This window comes from Promicromonospora panici (assembly GCF_900608595.1).
GTDB classification, from domain to species: domain Bacteria; phylum Actinomycetota; class Actinomycetes; order Actinomycetales; family Cellulomonadaceae; genus Promicromonospora; species Promicromonospora panici.
Map to the genome: position 1 here is coordinate 1 of NZ_UWYY01000029.1, position 18439 is coordinate 18439.

15 protein-coding genes and 1 pseudogene are annotated in these 18439 nt (G+C 64.7%); 8 read left to right on the forward strand and 8 right to left on the reverse strand.

Annotated elements, in window-relative coordinates:
• Window positions 1-482: hypothetical protein (locus EW117_RS29875; protein ID WP_207212063.1), on the reverse strand; the 482-nt coding region annotated here is incomplete at its 3' end.
• Here EW117_RS29875 and EW117_RS26130 point away from each other — a divergent pair.
• Both EW117_RS26130 and EW117_RS26135 read left to right on the forward strand, forming a co-directional pair.
• The gene (locus EW117_RS26130) at window positions 462-719 is read left to right on the forward strand and encodes an Imm51 family immunity protein (protein ID WP_242504586.1); all 258 of its coding nucleotides are present in this window, start codon (window positions 462-464) and stop codon (window positions 717-719) included. The two genes, EW117_RS29875 and EW117_RS26130, sit on opposite strands and share 21 nt — an antisense overlap.
• Before the next feature lie 90 nt (window positions 720-809).
• Window positions 810-1118 (forward strand): MafI2 family immunity protein, encoded by a 309-nt coding sequence (locus tag EW117_RS26135; RefSeq protein ID WP_129789660.1) that lies wholly within the window; start codon window positions 810-812, stop codon window positions 1116-1118.
• A gap of 25 nt (window positions 1119-1143) precedes the next feature.
• On the opposite strand, the gene EW117_RS26140 is transcribed toward EW117_RS26135, so the two are convergent.
• Window positions 1144-1410 carry a hypothetical protein gene (locus tag EW117_RS26140; protein ID WP_242504575.1) on the reverse strand — a complete coding sequence of 89 codons (267 nt, stop codon included), beginning with the start codon at window positions 1408-1410 and terminating at the stop codon, window positions 1144-1146.
• A gap of 560 nt (window positions 1411-1970) precedes the next feature.
• On the opposite strand from EW117_RS26140, the gene cutA reads away from it, so the two are divergent.
• Window positions 1971-2312: a divalent-cation tolerance protein CutA gene (gene cutA / locus EW117_RS26145; RefSeq protein ID WP_129789661.1), complete on the forward strand. Its 342-nt coding sequence runs from the start codon at window positions 1971-1973 to the stop codon at window positions 2310-2312.
• Between the two features lie 188 nt (window positions 2313-2500).
• Window positions 2501-3034, forward strand: coding sequence for a flavoprotein (locus tag EW117_RS26150; protein ID WP_129789662.1), 534 nt, complete (start codon window positions 2501-2503; stop codon window positions 3032-3034).
• 367 nt (window positions 3035-3401) lie between these two features.
• Here the strand turns inward: EW117_RS26150 and EW117_RS26155 are convergent, their stop codons facing one another.
• From EW117_RS26155 to EW117_RS26165, 3 genes are all read right to left on the reverse strand, one after another.
• Complete coding sequence (locus EW117_RS26155) at window positions 3402-4331, reverse strand: inositol monophosphatase family protein (protein ID WP_129789663.1); 930 nt, start codon at window positions 4329-4331, stop codon at window positions 3402-3404.
• 77 nt (window positions 4332-4408) lie between these two features.
• Entirely contained in the window at window positions 4409-5143 is a 735-nt protein-coding gene (locus EW117_RS26160) for a GntR family transcriptional regulator (RefSeq protein WP_129789664.1), read from the reverse strand.
• Between the two features lie 27 nt (window positions 5144-5170).
• Window positions 5171-5704, reverse strand: coding sequence for a GntR family transcriptional regulator (locus EW117_RS26165; RefSeq protein ID WP_129789665.1), 534 nt, complete (start codon window positions 5702-5704; stop codon window positions 5171-5173).
• Window positions 5705-6249: 545 nt separating this feature from the next.
• Here EW117_RS26165 and EW117_RS26170 point away from each other — a divergent pair.
• The 3 genes from EW117_RS26170 to EW117_RS26180 all read left to right on the forward strand — a co-directional run bounded on the left by EW117_RS26170 (window position 6250) and on the right by EW117_RS26180 (window position 8879).
• On the forward strand, window positions 6250-7371 hold the full coding sequence (locus tag EW117_RS26170; RefSeq protein ID WP_129789666.1) for an HAD family hydrolase: 1122 nt from the start codon (window positions 6250-6252) through the stop codon (window positions 7369-7371).
• A gap of 120 nt (window positions 7372-7491) precedes the next feature.
• Window positions 7492-7956 (forward strand): glycine-rich domain-containing protein, encoded by a 465-nt coding sequence (locus EW117_RS26175; protein WP_129789667.1) that lies wholly within the window; start codon window positions 7492-7494, stop codon window positions 7954-7956.
• A gap of 20 nt (window positions 7957-7976) precedes the next feature.
• The gene (locus EW117_RS26180) at window positions 7977-8879 is read left to right on the forward strand and encodes a phosphotransferase (protein WP_129789668.1); all 903 of its coding nucleotides are present in this window, start codon (window positions 7977-7979) and stop codon (window positions 8877-8879) included.
• Window positions 8880-9231: 352 nt separating this feature from the next.
• On the opposite strand, the gene EW117_RS26185 is transcribed toward EW117_RS26180, so the two are convergent.
• A complete protein-coding gene (locus EW117_RS26185; protein WP_129789669.1) occupies window positions 9232-9588 on the reverse strand; it encodes a hypothetical protein in 357 nt (118 codons plus the stop codon).
• Between the two features lie 722 nt (window positions 9589-10310).
• Here EW117_RS26185 and EW117_RS26190 point away from each other — a divergent pair.
• Complete coding sequence (locus EW117_RS26190) at window positions 10311-12614, forward strand: hypothetical protein (protein ID WP_129789670.1); 2304 nt, start codon at window positions 10311-10313, stop codon at window positions 12612-12614.
• Between the two features lie 153 nt (window positions 12615-12767).
• On the opposite strand, the gene EW117_RS26195 is transcribed toward EW117_RS26190, so the two are convergent.
• Together EW117_RS26195 and EW117_RS30870 are read right to left on the reverse strand one after the other, a co-directional pair.
• Complete coding sequence (locus EW117_RS26195) at window positions 12768-16334, reverse strand: SIR2 family protein (protein WP_129789671.1); 3567 nt, start codon at window positions 16332-16334, stop codon at window positions 12768-12770.
• A 130-nt stretch (window positions 16335-16464) separates the two neighbouring features.
• Window positions 16465-16608 (reverse strand): annotated as a pseudogene (locus EW117_RS30870) (DUF2188 domain-containing protein); the annotation flags it as partial.
• Between the last annotated feature and the right edge of the window lie 1831 nt (window positions 16609-18439).

Here is an 18439-nt window from a genome sequence, read left to right on the forward strand (position 1 = left end):
ATATGGCCGCACACCAGGGTGTGCGGCCATATCGGCGCAGGTCGGATGCGCACACCACTTTGATGCCCGTCGGTCCCCGCAGCGGTGACATTCGTCATCGAGGGTGCGGGTTCGGTGAGCTGGAAAATCGCCGACTCGCCGTGCCGCAGGCACCACATCCAGACCCGGGCTCCTGACGGGATGGTCAGGGGCTCGGTGCGGACAGCGTGCGGATACAACCGTCGAGATCCAATGTTTCCGCAGGTCACCAGCGCGTCCGAGAGGCGGGCTTGACCATTGTCGTCACGCCCGGTCCTACTTCCCCCGAGGCGCCCTGAGCAGCGATCAAGCAGCGTCCGATCGTCCAGGGCGGCGGTGTCGGCTACGGGTGCTAGGTTCCGGCACATGATGGTACCGAAGCTGGTCGAGACCACTCCCGGGAGGTTCTCGTTGCTGCTGCCGGGGCGACGCCGGTCGACGCACTGGTCGAGGAGCTCGGGCACGAGCCGAACGGATACTTCTGGGCGGGCGTCGCGCGCAGGCTGGTCGCTACCGAGGCTCCTTTGCTCGAGAGCCGGTTCGGCTACGACCCGGAGGGCGACATGTTCTGCGCCTACGGCGAGGACCAAGCCGCACTCGAAGCGTTGGGCGAACTGATGAATGGCGTCGCCATGGACGGCAGCAGGATGCGGAGCCTGGTCGCTGCAGCCGATGAGGACGGGTTCGATTTCGACGACTGAGCGGCGAGAGCGATCCACGCCGCCCGGCGAGGCGTCTTGTGGGCTGAGTCTGGAACCGGCACATGGCCAGCATCTCTCCGTGATCTCGCGATGAGCCAGGTACCGCTGCGCGTGAGCGTCCTGCTGTCCATTCAGCGGGCGCTCTGGGACGAGGTGACACCCGGCCTGCGAGGTGTCTTAGTAGCAGTCTCCGAGTCGGCCGTGAGCGGCCGGATGATCTTCGATCACGTGCCGACGGACGACGACGTCGATGACTGCTCTCTCGTCGAGACCCACGTCATCGCCGACATGCTGCCCGAGGTCACTGTCACCCTGACCGCCGTGGGCGTCGAGCCACCTGAACCGCGGGAGCTTCTTCCCGGCGAGGAGTGGGTCTACCTGCGCAAGGAACCTACCTAGGCGTAGACGTGCCCGCTCGATCTCGTCACTGAGTTCGCCACCACTCCTCGTCCCGAGCTGCCGTCTCCAACCCCTCGATCCGGGTACGAACGTGCTCGACGAACCGGTCAGGTAGCCGGAGCGTGTGTTCCACGACGTAATGCCGTAGGCCTTCGGGCCAGACAAAGGTCCCGTCGGTCAGTTCGAGGGTCCCGTTCCTCTCACCGCAGAGCCGGTAGTCGGAGTAACCCATGTAGGCGCGCACAACGTGTCCACGAGCGAGGTAGTCGGCCACCATGTCGCGGTCATCCACGTCCCAGGTGGTATCAACGAACCGCTCCGGGCGAGGCCACCCTGGGGTCGTGTTCGGTCCGTCCCAGTACCCGATGAGGATCAGCCCTGAGGTTCGAACCACCGCCACTCGCCTCCATCGTGAATCGTGAGTGTCTTGCCGCTCCCGCTCGCCTGAGATTTCGGCTGTGGGTGTCTTTACACAGACGCCCGATTCTTTCGCCAGGTCTTGAGCGAAGGCCCCCTGTTGGACTGCCGGTCCGGACCATCGATACTCCGGGCTCTCCAAGCGGACGCCAGCACCCCGAGCAGCAATTCCCTCTTTCGGATCGCCTGCGCTGGGCTCGAAGGCTTGAATCATGGCATGAGTATCCGCCGCAACATCGGTAACACCGGTCCCTATCTCGGATACTCAAGGGTGGCTGATCCAGCTGAGGACCTCGCTAGCGATCGCGGCGAACCCCATCTGGGCGCACCGCTAGAGAGAAGCGCGCCGGTCGGTGGACGAGCCGGGCTTGATGAGCGCCATGGACCTGATCGGATCGAGGCGCCCTGGCGGGAGGTCGTCGGTACGCTCATCGCATGGCGAGCAACCCGGTCGACGTCGAGTTCGTGCAGGTGGCCACAACGTTTGATGCCGTGGAGGAGGCCGAGGCTCTCGCCTCGTCGGCTGTCGAAGCACGGCTCGCGGCATGCGCGCAGGCCGAAGGCCCGGTCACAAGCATGTACCGCTGGGACGGCGCCGTGCAGAAGGACAAGGAATGGCGCGTCACGTTCAAGACCACCGCCGCCCTCGCTGACCGGCTCACCGAGTACATCGTGCGTGAACACTCCTACGACGTTCCGGAGGTTCTGGTGACGCCCGTGATCGGCGGACACCAGAAGTACCTGGAGTGGATCCAGAGCGAGACAGAGCAGGTGTGATCACGCGCATGGTCGACCCGAGAGGGTGACGACCGAGCGCACGCTCTGCGCACACCAAGTTGGCCGCACACCAGGGTGTGCGGCCGTATCGGTGCAGGTCAGAGTGCGCACACCATCTCGTCGCCTGTCGCCTTCATGACGAACACCGAGAGCCCGGCTACAAGGCGGAACACAGTAGCCTCGGAGCCATGAGCCTGGGTGTGCTGTACGTCGTGGTGGCCGCTGCTGGAGCGACCCGACAGGTACCGTCGCGGCTTCTGCCGTTGGCTACCGAGCGAGGCTGGGACGTGCATGTTCTGGCCACTGAGCAGGCGGTGAGCAGCTTCCCCGAAGCGATGGAGCAGATCGCGGAGTACTTGGGGCGTCCGGTGCGGACGGACTTCCACACCACGGCCGGGTACTCGCTACCTGACCCGGACGCCGTGATCGTGGCCCCGGCGACGTACAACACGCTCACGAAGTGGGCGCTCGGCATCGCTGACACCTACGTGCTGACCCGGCTGGCCGAACAGATCGGCCGCAACATCCCGATCACCGCAGGGCCCTACATCAACGTCAAGTTCGCTGGCCACCCGACCTACCAGGGCAGTCTGGCAACGCTCAAGGAGTGGGGCGTGAACGTCGTGATCGGCCCAAGCGAGCCGCACGAATCGGGTGTGGGCGCCACAGATGACTTTCCTTGGGAAGAGATCCTGAACACGCTCACGCCCGCGGACACGTAGAGCGCGCCGTCTAACCGCGAGCCGTCAGGTGCTCGCGCCGATCCAGGCGTTCAACTGAGCCAACGACTTGTTCGCATGCCGGTGCGCGCGAACGAGCATACGCAGCACCTCGCGGGTGGTCGGGCGATGGCGCGTCTGCTGCGGGGTAAGTTCCCGAGCCCGCTGAAGGCTCGCCAGGCAGCAACGGCTCGATCCGCGCCCAGGCCCCATCGGTCAGCTCACCACGCCCAACACCCACAAACCGGACATCACCAACCCTGTGACCAGGCCATTCACAGGACAGGCGTTAACCCGAAGGCACGGCGGCAACCCCGCTACTCGCGCCACTGGCCCACGACGTCAGCAGCAGCCTCAAGCTGCTCACTGTCTAGAGCTGGATGGCGCCCCGGATCTCCTCGGCAAGTGCCTGGTTGCCCGCCGCGATGAACTTGCGTCGCGTGCTCATGGTCGTGTTGATCTCGGCCAAGGTGTTGAGCCCGTAGTCGAGGTTGATGGGGTTGCCGTCGAGGTCGATGGTGACGCCACCTGCGGCGTGCAGGATGTAGTGCCCCGGGGAGAGGTCCCACACGGCGAAGCCCTTGGCGATCTCCATGGTGGCGTCGGTGAAGCCGGCCGCGACGTGGCACAGGCTGATGGAGCCGAAGTCGACACCGATCCGTCCTCGGGCCTTCCCGTTCTCGCCCGGTGCGCTCAAGGCGGCGAGGAACCGCTCCTGCTGCGCCAAGGGGCGGAAGCGTTCGGCCGGCCGCATGAGGTAGTTGGTCACCAGCGCCTGCGGGAGGTGAGCGTTCGACGGCGACTCGAGCGCGTGTCGGTCGCCGTCCGCGGTGATCACAAACGCTCGGTCTGAACCGTCGCTGTCGTAGAACGCGAGGTAGAGCTGTACGTGGTGGAAGATGTCGCCGACGATCGCGATGACGGGTCGCCTCAACGATCGCGAGTAGACCATTAGGTGGGTGTACCCATGCAAGGCACGCACTGCTAGTTCGCTGGTGTCCAGCGGGTCGACCAGTACGCACAGGTCGGGTTCGGGATCATCGCCGATGACCTGCGGGTCGTCTTCCTCCGACGCGTAGATGAAGGACGGCAGCACCTCCGAAAGCAGTTCCTTGTATCGCTGGTGCATCCAGAGGTCGTAGTCGGACAGGAAGTTGTCTTGGTGGCGCAGGTTCTCGTTCTCGGCGCGGTGGCCTGCGAGCGCAGCTTGAACGAGCCTGGGGCGTATGTCGCTCATCGTGGTCGTGACGAGTTCGGCGACGGTCTCGGCCAGTTCCGAGGTGAGGCTTTCGCTGCTCATGTGACGGACCGTCTCCGGTGGGTCGTGTCGGCTCAATAGCGGTGGTCGCTCCGCGGGCTGTACCCACCCGTAGTCCGTCAGGCGTCGTTGGCGTCCGGTTCGGGCACCAGGCGCCTGAACTGGAGCTCGTACAGGTGCGCTCCCTTGACGAGTACTGATGCTTCGACCGGTCGGTCGTCGTCGGAGAGCACGACTCGGAGCTGGCGGATCACCGGGGCACGTACGGGGAGGTCGAGCGTCTCGACCTCTTCTCGTGTTGGAGGCCGTGCTGAGACGCGATCGACGAAGGCCCGGGGAGGCAGCCCAAGGTTGGCGAAGACCTTGGGCGCACCGCCCGCGATCTTGCCTGGTCCGGATAGCGGTGTGCCCTCGGCGATGCTTGCTGGGTAGTACGAGGCGGACAGTTCAAGCGGCTGCCCGTCGTGGAGCAGGATCCTGCGACGCCGCACTGCCTGTTCTCCATCGGAAAGGCCCAGGGCGCTGGCGACGTCGGCTGGTGGGCTGACGGTCTCGACGTCGAGCAGCTCGTAGGAGAACGAGCCATCCGGTGGGAGGTAGGCGCCGGTGTCGATGACCAGTGGCGGCTGGTTGCGGACGTAGACGCCCTTGCCGACGCGGCTGTTGAGGAAGCCTTCGTCCTTCAGGGACTTCAGCGCACGCTGGATGGTCGCGTTCGCCGCGTCGAACCGAGCCATGAGCTGGGCGGTCGACGGAAGCTGAGCCCCTGGCGCGAGATCACCGCTGAGGATCTGCTCGCGCAGCTCAGCGGCGACCTGCTCGTGGCGAGGCCGCTGGTCAGTTCCGCGGGGCATGACCTGCTCCCGCACGTGTCCGATGGGTCACGGGGTGATCTCGTAGCGCAGTCTGCGGGCATCGGCCGGCGAGATCATCACGCTGGCCTCCACGGGTTGGTCGTTGTCGGAAAGGATCACTCGGGAGAGCTCGACTATCGCGGCCGGAAGGTCCAGTCCGAACTCCTCGGCTTCCGCTGGGGTCGCGATGCGTGCGGTGACGTCCTCGACCACCCGCCGAGACGGATAGCCCAGGGTTACCAGGTGGGCGACGGCGCCGCCGGGGATCTTGCTCATCTCGGCCAGCCGAGTACCGCGGGCGATCGAGGCCGGGTAGTACGAGTCAACGAGCTCCACCGGGCGGTCGTCCAGGAGCATCACACGGGAGCGCAGCACTACCTCCTCACCGGGCTGAAGCCCCAAAGCACGGGCGACGGTCTCGGGAGCGGGCCGCATGTCCACGGTCACCAGCCGCTGCGTGCCCTTGCCGCCATGTGCCTTGGCCTCTGCAGCCCAGGCATCGACCGGCTCGCCGGTCACGTACGGCAGGGACACGCTTGTCCACTGCCCGTCGCTGCTCATCCTGGATCGCTCCTCTGCTCCGTTTCACACCTGCTCCGGCCTGCGCAAAGAGCCGACGCGCGCACTCACTCTACGTCGCAAGCACGTAGCGCCTCTGCCTCTAGCTCCGGACCTAATCCTTGGCACCTTACTGAAATGGCAGTAAGGTTTCGGAAGTTGCTCGGCGCGGAATCGACTGCCGAGCCAGGGAACCGAGGGTGCAGCCTGCCGCCCCTGTATCGGACAGAGGAGAACACGATGAGAGTTCGACCGAGCCCCGATGACGGGGGGCTCACGGCCATGGATCAACTCATCTTCGCCATGGCCGCCGCCACGGACGCTCTGCGGGCTGTGGGTCCAGACCAGATCGAGATCGTGACGCTCACCCGTGGCCGGATCTGCCTACAGCCCACGGACATCAACCGCGGAGAGCAAATCGCGCGAGCCCTGGGGTGCGAGTCCCCGTTGGACCACTGCATGTTCGTTCCCGGGCACACACTGTGGACTGGTGAGCGCGACGGTCTGGAGGTCCAGGTGCGTTCAGCGCTGCGGCAGGTCGTGGCCCCATGAGTGCCGTGACCGCCACATCCGCTCGGGTGCTCGTTGCCCTGGATATCGACGGCACGCTGATAGACGGCGATCGGCGGATTCCATCCGGGACGGTCGAGATGCTGGATCTTGTTCGTGCGGCCGGCCACGAGATTGTGCTCGCCACGGGCAGGTCCTTGGCGGGGCTGCTGCCGATCGCTACCCGGCTGGGACTCGCCCACGGCTGGGCGGTGTGCTCAAACGGAGCCCTGACCATTCACCTGGACCCGTCTGCACCGTCCGGCTACGACATCGTCGAGGCCCGCATGTTCGATCCCGCACCCGTCATCCGGCGCGCCGTGGACGTAGCGCCGGCTGTGCGAGTGGCGATCGAGGAGATCGGGTGGGGCTGGCGCACCAGCAGCCCGTTCGAACCGGGTGAGCTCAACGGGCACCAGAAGAACGTCCTGCTGGCCGATCTGATGGCCGAGCCCGCGACCCGCATCGCGCTCACCGCCCCTGATCTTCGCCGCTATACCGACGCCCTCCGCGCCACAGGGGTCACCGTGGCCACGCAACGGGCTGACTGGCTCGACATCACCGCACCCGGCGTCAACAAGGCTTTCGCCCTCGACGCCGTCCGCACCCACCTGGATATCCGTGCGGATCGGACGGTGGCGGTCGGGGACGGCGTCAACGACCTCGACATGCTGACCTGGGCAGAACGCTCGGTCGCGATGGGACACGCGCCAGCGATCGTGCGCAGCGCCGCCGACGAAACCACCGGCACTATCGACCAAGCTGGTGCCCTGCCGGTCCTGGCCTCTCTTGTCCCTGCCATGGACGGTTTACTCTCCCCGCTGGCCGCGCAGATCGCCACCGCCGAGCGGACCGCTCCCGGACCGGTCGTGCTGCGGGTATGGCACGGCGTCGGACCGGACCTGGCCCGATGTGAAGCGTGGACCCTCCAGGACAGCCGCTGGGTCAGGCACGCACCGATCCCGTCCGGCGTGGGCATCACGATGCGCGCGATCGAGACCGCCGCACTAGAGGCGGGCCTGCCCTACCCGCGTGGCGACGAGGGCCGCCGCCGCGCCCAATGGCGCAGCGTCACCGGACACGGCCCAGCCGGATTCGAACTACCCCTGAGCGACCTATAGCCCGGTCCCCACTGATCTTGCGGCTGGGTGGAGCCCCAGACCCCCGTATCACTACCCAGCCGCAAGCCCGCTCCTGGCGGGCATGTCCAGCACCACCCCGTACACCGAGGAGGAAGCAACTTGACCACCACCACCGCACGCGAACTGCGAGAGGGCCGCTCGCTCGTCGACCCCGACCTGTTCCACCGGCTCGTCCAGCGAGTCGCCGAGGACCACGACCACGACCTGAACATGGCGGCCCGCGTCGTCGACCAGGCCCTCGCGTTCCTGGGTACCAGCGCCACCCACCAGGGCCGACCGCTGTCTCCGTCGGAGATCGTGGACCCGGGATGGCACGAGTTCATCCTGCACACCGTTGACTACGCTGCCTTCTGCGAGCAGGTCGCCGGCCGGTTCCTGCACCACGTCCCCACCGACCCCCAAGACCCGACCACCCGAGGTGAGTCCGCGCACGAGGCGATCCAGTACACCGTGGACGCCATCGCCGAAGCCGGGTTCTACGTCGACACCGACCTGTGGCCCACAGCGCACTCGGTCGCCTGCTCGCAGTGCCACCAGGGCTGCACCAGCTCGACCGCACCGTGACCGACCATTAGGAGAGCACGATGCATCGCCGCTCATGGGAAGAACTGCCCACCGCACTGCGCCGTGCCGTCGAAACGGAGTGCGGGCCAGTGCTCCGTGCCGAGGCGCCGTCGGCGGGACGTAACTCGACGTTCGCCGCGTTCCTGCACACGGCCGCTGGGACGGTGTTCGTCAAGGGCGTTCCCGACTACGAGCGACTAGTCAGCGTGCACGAGCACGAGATCCAGATCAACTCCCGACTAGGGGACGCGGTGCGCGATGTGCCGCGCCTGTTGTGGACCGTGCACAGCGAAGGATGGCTGCTTGCCGGGTACGAGACCGTGCCCGGCGAGCACGCCGACTTCACGCCCGGATCGCCGGACGTCCCGGCCGTGGTCGATGTGCTCTCACGCCTGGCTCAGCAGCTCACCCCGAGCCCTGCTCCTGGTGTCTCGCCGCTCCGGAAGAGATACGCGCGCCTTGCCGGATGGCAGTGGCTCGCGGACAACCACGCAAACCAGCTCGACGCGTGGGAGAAGCAGCACCTCGACTTGCTGATCCACCTCGACAACGAGGTGCCGAGCATCCTGCCCGGGTACTCCCTGGTCCACAGCGACATCCATCAGCTCAACCTGCTCGTGCACGGCGACCAGGTCCGTCTGATCGACTGGGCCTGGTCCCGAACCGGACCGCCCTGGGTCGACGCCGCACTGCTGGTTCCCCGGCTGATCGCTGAGGGACGTGAACCGGCCGAGGCCGAGCACCTCGTGTCCGGTACCTGGGGCATGCAGCACACCAGCGCGACACCGGACGCTATCTCCGCGTTCGCCGCAACCATCTACGGGCAGTGGCACCGTCTTGCCGTCGAGTACCCGAGTCCGCATCGGGAGGCGGCGGTTCGCGGCGCACGGCGCTGGATTCAGCACCGGTTGTCTTCGAGCTAGCTGCTTTGCCGTGCTCGGACGCATCTGACCCTGGAACCATCGGAGATCGCTCGAATTGAGTTCTGACGCTCCCGAAAGTCTAGTTCCGGCTCAGACGTTGAAGCGTGTCATGTGGCCCTGACCTCGCGGTTCGCCGGTCGGCTTGGCGCCTTGGGGGAACTGTGGGGGAATCGAGCCGGTGTGCCGCTCCCCTACGAACGGGAAGGCGGCTTGGACTGCGACGGGATTGTCGTGATCTCTGAAAACAGGCACACGCCTGCTCGGCAGCAAGGCTACCGTCGACCCTCCCGATCGAACCTGCGATGCGACGGCGAGGGCCGTCGATGCTCACGGCAATCACCTCGGGGCGACGTCAGAGATTACGCCACACGTGCGGCTCCTGGTAGGCGTGCCAGCCGCGGAAGAACCAGTCCGCTAGGTCCCGCACCCGCTCCAGACAGTCCTGGTAATACTGCACCGGCTCCGGCCGGGGGAAGTTCGGATGGCTGGTCCACTCCGCCACAAAGTGTGACACCTCGTAGAACCCCTCGGCCATCCAGCGCGGCAGATCATCACGACCTTCGTACTGCTCACAGACCGTCCGCATCGCCTGCTCCAAGCGGCTTAAGGCCGCCCGGTCCCAGACAAGGCCGTCGCCTCGCAAGCACATTAGGAAGCCAGCCTCTGCCGACTCGAACTCTCGTCTCAGCACGGTCATCGCGTCGTCCACGCCCGCATCCTGGCAGCCGAGTACGGCAATCGTCACACCGTATGCGGAGCTGGGGATTCGAGCCCCCGAACTTCTCTGGGGGGTGCCGAGGCCTTGCTCTACTTCCGGACCGCGTAGTTCAAGCTCTTGTGGCGAGCCCGCGACCAGCAGAATCGTCGGAATCCTGCGGCTCGCGGGGCTCGCTGTTGAGTTTTGCACCGGTGCGTGGTGGTGCGCAATTGGGCCCGCGCAGTCTCGTTCGCTGCGTGGCATGTGCGTGGCACAGGGCTAATGCGTGGCACGTCCGTGGCACGAACTCGTCCGCAATGTGAGTCGAACAGAACCCGTCAGCAGAGTGGCCAGCCGACGGCGCTCCACGACGCTCTGAGCACGGCGGCAGCACGCTAGTTCACCCGGCTTAGCCGGTCCTCTCATATGGGTCATCTGGCAGCATGTTCAGTGTCTGGCGACAGAGCGAGGAGCGAGCGGCCTTTGGATGACGAACCTGTGCAGAGGTTTCGAACGCCCCGTCGCGGCGGTCGGTGGCGTGGTCTTGCCGGAGCTCCCTGATGCCGACTCTGGCACACGTCACAGTGCGCACGACTCTGCGCCCGCCTCGGGTCGCGATCCTCTTCCGCGGAGACGAGAACTGGCGCCGTTGGGCACGCCTCGCACTTCAGGCCGCTAGCGGCACTTGGGCCGGCGGGGGACATCTCCTAGTCCCGTATGCGCCAGACGGTTCGGTGAGCGAGCGCATGCTGCGGATCGTCGAGCACTTCGACCCGGACCATGTCCTGGGATTGCAGCCCACTTACAGCGAGCTCGACTGGGCATTGCCCGGCGGATCTCAGGTGACGATCAACAGCACGGGGTTGGACGCGTCTGCCGTCTCCCGGATCTCGGGTGAGATCGCCAACCAGCCCATCGACCATGATGATCCTGCTCAGGAGAAAGCTAGAGAGATCCTGGCGCAATGGTGCACGCCATTCCTCGATCCTGGCCTGGCCAGTGACCCGCTTCCATGGCCTCCAAGGGACGAGAGGGTTCAAACGAGCGGTTTCTCGGAACTGGTCTCCGCGTCTCTGCTGTTTGCGAACGGTATGCCCGCGCACGTTGCGATTCCGCTCTCGTGGGAATCGGACGCAGCGCTCATCGCTGCCAGTCGTCTGGGAGTGGTAGCCAATCCCGACAGCGAGCGTGACGAGCCAGCGCCCCGAGTGATCTTGCGCAACTTCATGCGAGATCGATCCTGGGAGCCGGACGAGGCGCTCTGGGTCGGCCAGCCGGACGGAACGGCTCGCTCTCGGTTCGACGTGCTCGATGTGGGTGTGAAGACACTTGTCAGGCGATCCCGACGCCTGGGGGCACGCGGTGCGGTTGTGGTTGGGGACAGGGCCGAGGACTTTGCGTTGGCTCGCGCCTACGATCTTTTCTGTGGCACCGGACTCTGGTTACCGCCGTCGATGTTCTCCGACGACGAAACGTTCAAGACGGCCACGCTGCCAATGGTCCTGGACCGGCACCATCAGTTCGCAGACCCGAGCCGGTCGCCCGGGTACGTCTCCGCGTCGCTCAGCAACGAAGAACTCGACGGGTACCTTCAGCGACTGGACGACGGGCTGCCGAAGATAGTGATGAACCCGCCGAGCCAGGTGCACGGGATCGCGCGGACCGACTTCCCCGACATCGCGGCGTCGCACACGTTTCGCGCCTTCGACGAGAACGCGGACGCACCTTCCTCGGTCGCTGTCGAACGCGATGAGGACGGCACCATGACGATGGCTACTCGATTCGCAATGCCGAGCCCGCGCGAGCACGGATTCTTTGGCGGGCGGCCTGCGTGGATCGTCGACTTCCGATTCGAGGACGGTGTCATGCCAGCCGGCAGAAGCATCGGCTCGGAACGTCTCGTCGTCCAGACGCCTGGACGTTTGCCCGACTCCGTTGTGCGTAGTAGTCAGCACGGCCTTGCCGTCGAGGCCGCGTCATTTGGACTCGTCCAAGCGGGCGCCGTGACGTCGGGCACGCTCGCACACCCCAGGCTCGCGAATCTCGGCATGCTGTCGTGGGTCCGAGCGATGGCGGCCCAGCACGGATATGAAGTCCGGTACTCGACACCGGGAACGAACGCGGAGCTGGTGGCGCGCCGCCTCGGTTCCCGCGAGGCGCTGACCGATCTTGTCTCTGGCCTGATGCACCCGGCGCTCAAGCTGTTCGCGGTTCTTGACGAGTCAGACAAGCAACGTAAGAAGCGGTACGAAGCCATGTCTTCCGAAGAGCGAGCACGCCAGCCCCGCTGGGTCGGCGCCGACTGCTTCGCAACTTTCGACGACATGTTCCTCGCGTGCGGGGCACCGGCCGACGATCCAGTGCGAGACCTCGTTGACACCTTGATCCGAGCTGACCTGATCCGGCGCGGAGCGATCCTCAGATGTGAAGAGTGTGCCCGCTGGTCGTTCGTCCAGGACGAGCAACTCGGTCGGGCGTACGAGTGTCCCAGGTGTAGCGCGCACAATCTCCTGACTGCGGCTCGATGGGAGCGGGGCCGAGAACCGAAGCGCTACTACGACCTGCACAGCGCATTCCGCCAGCTCTTCACCGAGAACGGCGACATCCCACTGTTCGCCGCTGCCCGTTTGCGCGCCCGCAGTCGCCATGCCACGTATGCTGACGTCGCCGAGATCGAGTTCTGGAAAGGTGACAGCCAGGTGGCCGAGATCGATCTCATCTCGCACACCAATGGCCGAATTCTGGTGACAGAAGCCAAGGCATCTGCTGGTTTCGATGGGGCCCAAAAACAGAAGAAGGACACCGCGCGAAAGATAGCGGAAGTGGCGAGGATTCTTCGGGCTGACGCTGTCGTCCTCGCGACTGACAAAGCCGCGTGGCGCAAGTCAGATATCAAACTCCTCGACGAGGCGCTGAGAAACCGATTCGCAGCCTATCCCTTGCCGGCCATACAGATCGCAGATTCACTCGCACCAAAGGTCGCAGGAATTACAGAGGCTAGCAGCGAAGAGGCGGGTGCGCCGACAACCTCACGTTAGCTACGAGGTCCCGAGCAATGGTGCGTACCACTGCTGGGGTGTCGCAACCCGTCTGCGTCGTCGAGTACAAGGAAGATCAGGGAGACACGCCGCCGTCGACAGCACATCGTCGGGTTGATCCAGTGGCGCATCCGGGCGTGACTACAAGCTCACTCAAAGGAAATCGCTGCCCAGAAATCCCTTTTCAGTCGCCGCCACGATGAGAGGCTGCACCGCCTCATCATCTACACCGGCTCGGATACTGTCAATCAATCGTCGTACCCGGTAACTCGCCATTCCGTTTGCAGGTGCGGAATTTCGAACCCGCTCAGCGTAGTAGGCGGCCAGAGCGGAACCGTGGTCAGAAAGCGCAGACTCAGGGAAGTCCGAACTAAAGAAACGGACCCCGAGTCCGATACCGCGGGCGCCAAGTAGGGCAATGGCTTCCGGGATTTCACCGCCAAGATGCGGCACGACGTCCGACCATCGGGCCAACTCCTCGGAATCAGCAGTCCGTGGCACACCATTTAAGCGGTCGATCAGATGGTCCCTCAGCCAGTGGGTCCACACTTTAGCGCCATCGATGCCATCCTGACTTAGAAACCGTACGACCGCCACGGCGAAATCCGGAGCATGTGCACCACTATTCGCAAGCACACTTTGGGCGAGTAGGGTTTTGCGATCCTCTGAGGCGATACCGGCGAAAGAGACGATGGAAGCCACCAGCCCGAAAAAATTGACCTGAAGACCTCGTTCACGAAGAGCTTCAAGCCGTCCCCACTCCTCGATCACACTGTCCAGCAGGCCAGCAGCAAGCAATTTGTCGTTATAGCGCGGGTGATGGAGATATGGATACCAACCAAACACCGCCGTGCTGTCCGCTCGGAAGATCGGCAGGATGTGTTCTTCTGTGAAGGGCGCATCTGCAGCGAAAAGAAAGAAAAGTGCGCTAGCAAGTGCTGGTTGCGTCGCGTCGAGCGCAGCCCGACTCCCCCTGAGCAAGTCAACCAGGGCGTCGCGTTCCAGCTCATTCAGGCCAGCCCAGTCATCACGATGTTGACGCCAGCGCCGATCGACCTCGCTTATCCAGTACTGCGCGAGGTCACCCGGCCACGAGTTGAGGTACAGCGGCGCAAAGGTGAGCGGATCCGCATCCTCGCTGCGGGTGAACCCGGGGCTCTGCTCACGCCACAGCGCACGGGAAACCTCACGCATCTCGGCCAGCGCCGGGGTCTCATCGCTGTCAATCTGCCGCCGCACCTGCGCCATCAGGAAACGGCCGATGACGGTCGCCGACTCCGCGTCAGCAACGAGTGTTCCGACGTGTGTCACAGCAGCCAACGCGCACTCCCCAAGGTCCGCTTTCGACCAGCCTTGGACGATCGCGCGGCGGACGTCGCCAATCTTGCCGTCGATGCCCAGCACATCCGCCTCCGCCCAGAGGCACTCCCCCAGGTCCGGCCGTTCGGAAATAGACCGCTCGACGAGCTCAACCGCATCGCGCCATGTCGGTTCGCCGAGACTCCGCTCAGAATAATCGCCAGAGAGCAGCTTCCCGAGGGCAGTGGCCGGGTCACTTTCAAGCGACTGCACGAACGCCTCCGGTTCCATCGGCGACTTCCCACCCCACGTGCCGCTGGACATCCATCTGTCGAAGTCGGGGTGGTCACGAGGAGCAAACGATGGGTTTGCACCCTGGATCACAGCCAGAGCTGTCTCAGCCGCCTCCCAGTCTGGCGCCGAACGTGTAAGCCAGACCAGTAGGTTGTACTTGGCGTACGCAACATGGCGTTCCCGATCCGCGAGGCCGTCGGGGTATTCCGGCCCCACGACCACAGCTTCAAGAAGCTGCGACCTGAGCACGTCAGGTGCGTCTGCGAGCGAGACGGCGAGAACCTGATACATCTCGTGTTTGAGGTCGTCCGCGTAGAGACCCGTCCGATCGAGGAGCCACTGAAGGCGCGCTTCTGAGGTGAGTGTGGGGTCGACTGCAACCAGGTGGAGTGCGAGCCGTCGAAACAGCGGTCGGTCGAGCGCCCACCAACGGTTCGGCAGATCGGTGTCGATCTCTTGGGCCTTCGCGCCGAACTCTCTCAGGCCGTCGATGATCGCATCGATCGGGTCACGCATCGCGTCCTGCTCGTGCGGTTCAATCGCTGATCGACCGAACGCAAGGGGATCCCACGCCCGCACCCCGTGATATGTATCGAGGAGGTCGTAAGCACCCGCGAGTGCCTCTTCCAATGCGCCGCCGAGCCGACGATCACCGGGAGCGGCCGTCTGGACCGCGAGGAGTACGTGCTGTGTCAATGCGTGCTCTTCTGCGTTCCAAGTCACGTCGGCGTCGGGAATCGCGGTCGTCACCTCGGGTTCATTGACAAACCAGCGCCGCTTGAGCACCAGAAAGGGTCGAAGCACCGATCTCAGCACGCTTGTGCTTCGAGGCTCCGCTCCGGGCAGGTAGGGCAGCACGTACTCAGCACTAAGAGGCGCCGAATGACCGTGCACAGATGTTGCGAGGAACGCCCGCCAGCGTTCAGCCGCGGCGCCGTCCTTCTTGGCTAGATTCTCGGTACTCCATGCAGCAGACCGAAAGAGCGAACCTGCCATCGATTGCCCAAGTCGCTGCACCGTCTGCAACGCTGCACCGTGCAGGCCAGGTGAATCGATAAAGTTGTGGCTAAACCAGTCACCGAGGACCGAAATGTTGTCGGGGACTTCAGGTGTCGCGAACAGTAATTTGAACGCTGGCGAAGCTTCAAACCAGTGCAGCCATTCGAGCTTTCGGTCGTCGGCGAGCCCGCTGCTAGCGCGCGCAAATTCCTGTGCACCCTCGACGGCACCAAGGCGGGTATTGAGATAGTCGCGGTCGACTGGGGTGAGCGCAGTGCCGGCAGACACGATTTCCTGGATGCGGGCTCGGTGGTCGAGTTGCCCCATCCGGGCACGATCGTTCCAGGCCTCAAGAGCTCGTACGAGGGCGCTGTGGTCGTGACCATCCACCGGGTAGCCCACGGGCTGGACTCCGAGTCGGCGCCACTTGGGGTCGGCTGCTCCCTCCGAGCTTGTGAACGCGTACCTTGGCGTCCCAGAAGGCAGTCCAAGTGCCAAGTATCGCATGATTGGGTCGTCATGGCTGTAGCCGATGAATACGACTGTGAATTTCTGGAACATCGGCAAAAGGAACCGCGTGGCCCACGCAGACGTGAGGTATGCCCGGCCGAAATCACTATCAGTCAGGACGAGTTCTCGCGGGGACCGGAGAACCGATCCGTGGAGATGGACAAGGCCCTGGAAATCTTCTCCGAGCGGCAAGGCCGGACCTATCCACCGGTCCGCAATATCAATCTTCTCCGACAAGGCCGCCGACGCCAGATGATCGTCGAAGTTGGTCGTTACAATGCGAATCGGCCCCATTGAAGAAGCCAGCCGCACGAGCGCAGTGTGCGTAGAGTTCGGCCTAGACTCCACGCGGGAAATAATGTCGTGTGTGCGCGCGTGCGTATCGAAGTTGTCAGGCATCGCGCCGAGAAAATAGTCAATCGCGACGGACTCCTCGTAAGGAACCCAAGCAAGCTTAGAAAGTTGGCGCGCCAATTCACCGAACAGCGGAAGGTTCGACGGCGCAGCAACCGAAGCCCCTGCGCCCACAAAGAAGACGAGCCGCCCCTCCGCCTGGGCGTCGAGCACCGAATATGGCAGGCCAACCTCGGGGGTTATCCACAGAGTCCCGTCACTCATTGCGCCTCCTGCTTGGTCGCGGTGCACTCCAGGATCGCGCCGCAACGTAGTCTCCAGGCATCGACACCCCGTGCGGACTACTTCGTGTCGCGAGGCAGGTTGGGGTCGTTGCCTGGTGCGACAGTCCGAGTCACGAATACGTCGATCGCGACCATGGCTGCGAACTTCCCCGCCGCCCGCGTTCCCGACGATCTCGCGCGAGGTCCACTGCCTGCGCCTGTGTGTCTGTGTGCGTGCTTGCCCGCTTGCCTCCGGGCGCGACCACATCCCAACCGCCGTTCCTCCGGGCGCGACATCTCGTGCATTCTTGTCACCCATTGCCGCCTCTCCGGCCTCCAGCACGTAAGTGGATAGATCCGACTTCTTGCGGTCAAGGGTCTGCCGCCATGTGTCCGACGACCAGCCGTGACGGGCAAGATCACCCGTTCTGGGAGTTGGGATCACCCGGCCGTTTCAGCACCGTAGAGGCGGGACTGCTGCACAGATACGGGACACACAGCGTGCCGTTCCGGTCTTGAGCGCCAGGCTGGGACACCGGAGCTCGCTGAAGTTCTCTACCAGCTTGGCTTGACGTACCCCCGCGGAGGGAAGCGAGCGGAGGTTCGACCGCCGGCCCCAACCGCACGCGCCAGGATTACCGCGGAGTCCACTGTCGACGTCCACTTCGGATTTCGCAGACCATCGTCCGCCAGCAGTTTGGTCAGGCGAGTCAGGACCTTGCGTATCGCGACGGGAGAAACCAGCACTCGCCTGACGCACTCATCGAGCCCGTGCTCGGTCGTCGTGACGGTCTCCACGACCTCGACGGCGATGGCTCCGATGGCCGCGGCCCGGCGTTCTTCGTATGCGGCGCGCCGGCACCGCTGCGAGCACCATCTCGCAGGCCGTCCCGTCGTCCTTTGTGGGATCGAACTCCCGCACCGTGGACGCACGCCGGAGGGTCCCACGCGATAGCCAGCGGACCGATGCTCAGGTGGCGTGCAAGGCCCGTTGTCGCCCAGGCCGGCAGCGCTCTTGTCGACGCTCATATACCCACCCCAAAGTTTCGTACGGACAGAACCGCTCACTGCTTGTGCAGTAGGTGTGTGGTTTTCGTCGGGCGGTCCGCGGGACCCGCTGTCCATCCGCTCGACCGCCCTAGCCGCGTAGCCATGTCAGTCGCGCCACCGTGTCACGCGGAGTGTCGTCGCGTGCTCGTCCGTCGCCGTCGCGGCTTGTCGGCCTTGTCCGTGCTGCAAGGTACGGCAGGAGCGTGCGGGGTCCCTCCGCAGGGCGCGAGCAATCTCCCCGGGGGATGACAGCATCATCGCTCTGGTGCTATGCGCCGATCTCGGGCGGCACGCTCTGGAAGGTCCGGCGCGATGGCCCCGTTCATGGGCGGGCTATCCCCTGGGGTCCACTGCGCTTACAGCGGAGTGAGATTCTGAGGTAGCTTCCCAGGCCCCCTTGCTCCGAGTGACTCGCGCGCCAGGAGGAACTCCACCACGAACGCAACGGGTGCCATGGCAGCGGCAGGCCACGGACCTACGGTCCTGATCAGGACAACCTGCATAGCAAGGACCGCAACGAAGACACCCGCCAACGCCGCCATCCACAAGATGCGCCGAACGCCAAGCCGCGCGCGCTGTCGGATCCATGGGACATCGCTCATCAGGTACCGGGACCAGAAGTGATCGACGCGGCGGTAGGGAGCACCACCACTTCGACGCCCGGACCGTCAAGAGTCGCGAAGACCGGAATGAACACACACACCATGCCGAAGGTCGCCCCATCCAGCTGGCCCGGCGAGTCCGGTACATCTGCGCATCGAAGCTATCGGGTCCGAACCCGCCGTACCGGCTAATCATCATCCACTCACGTCAAGCAGGTTGAGGCGCTCCCCGCGGATAGCCGAGCCCTTCCACGACAGGTCAGAACCCGGAGACCGTAGCCAAGCGCGCACTTCAAGAGCAACATCTCAGGCAGGTATTCACCCACGGGATCCACTGGCAGGTAGCGCAAGCAAGCTCCTCCTCAGGCGTACGGCACTCCGCGTCTGCCCCACGATCACCAGAACTCGATGCCGCCCGCCCCGCCGACGAGGTCAGACCTGCGGCGGCGCGCGT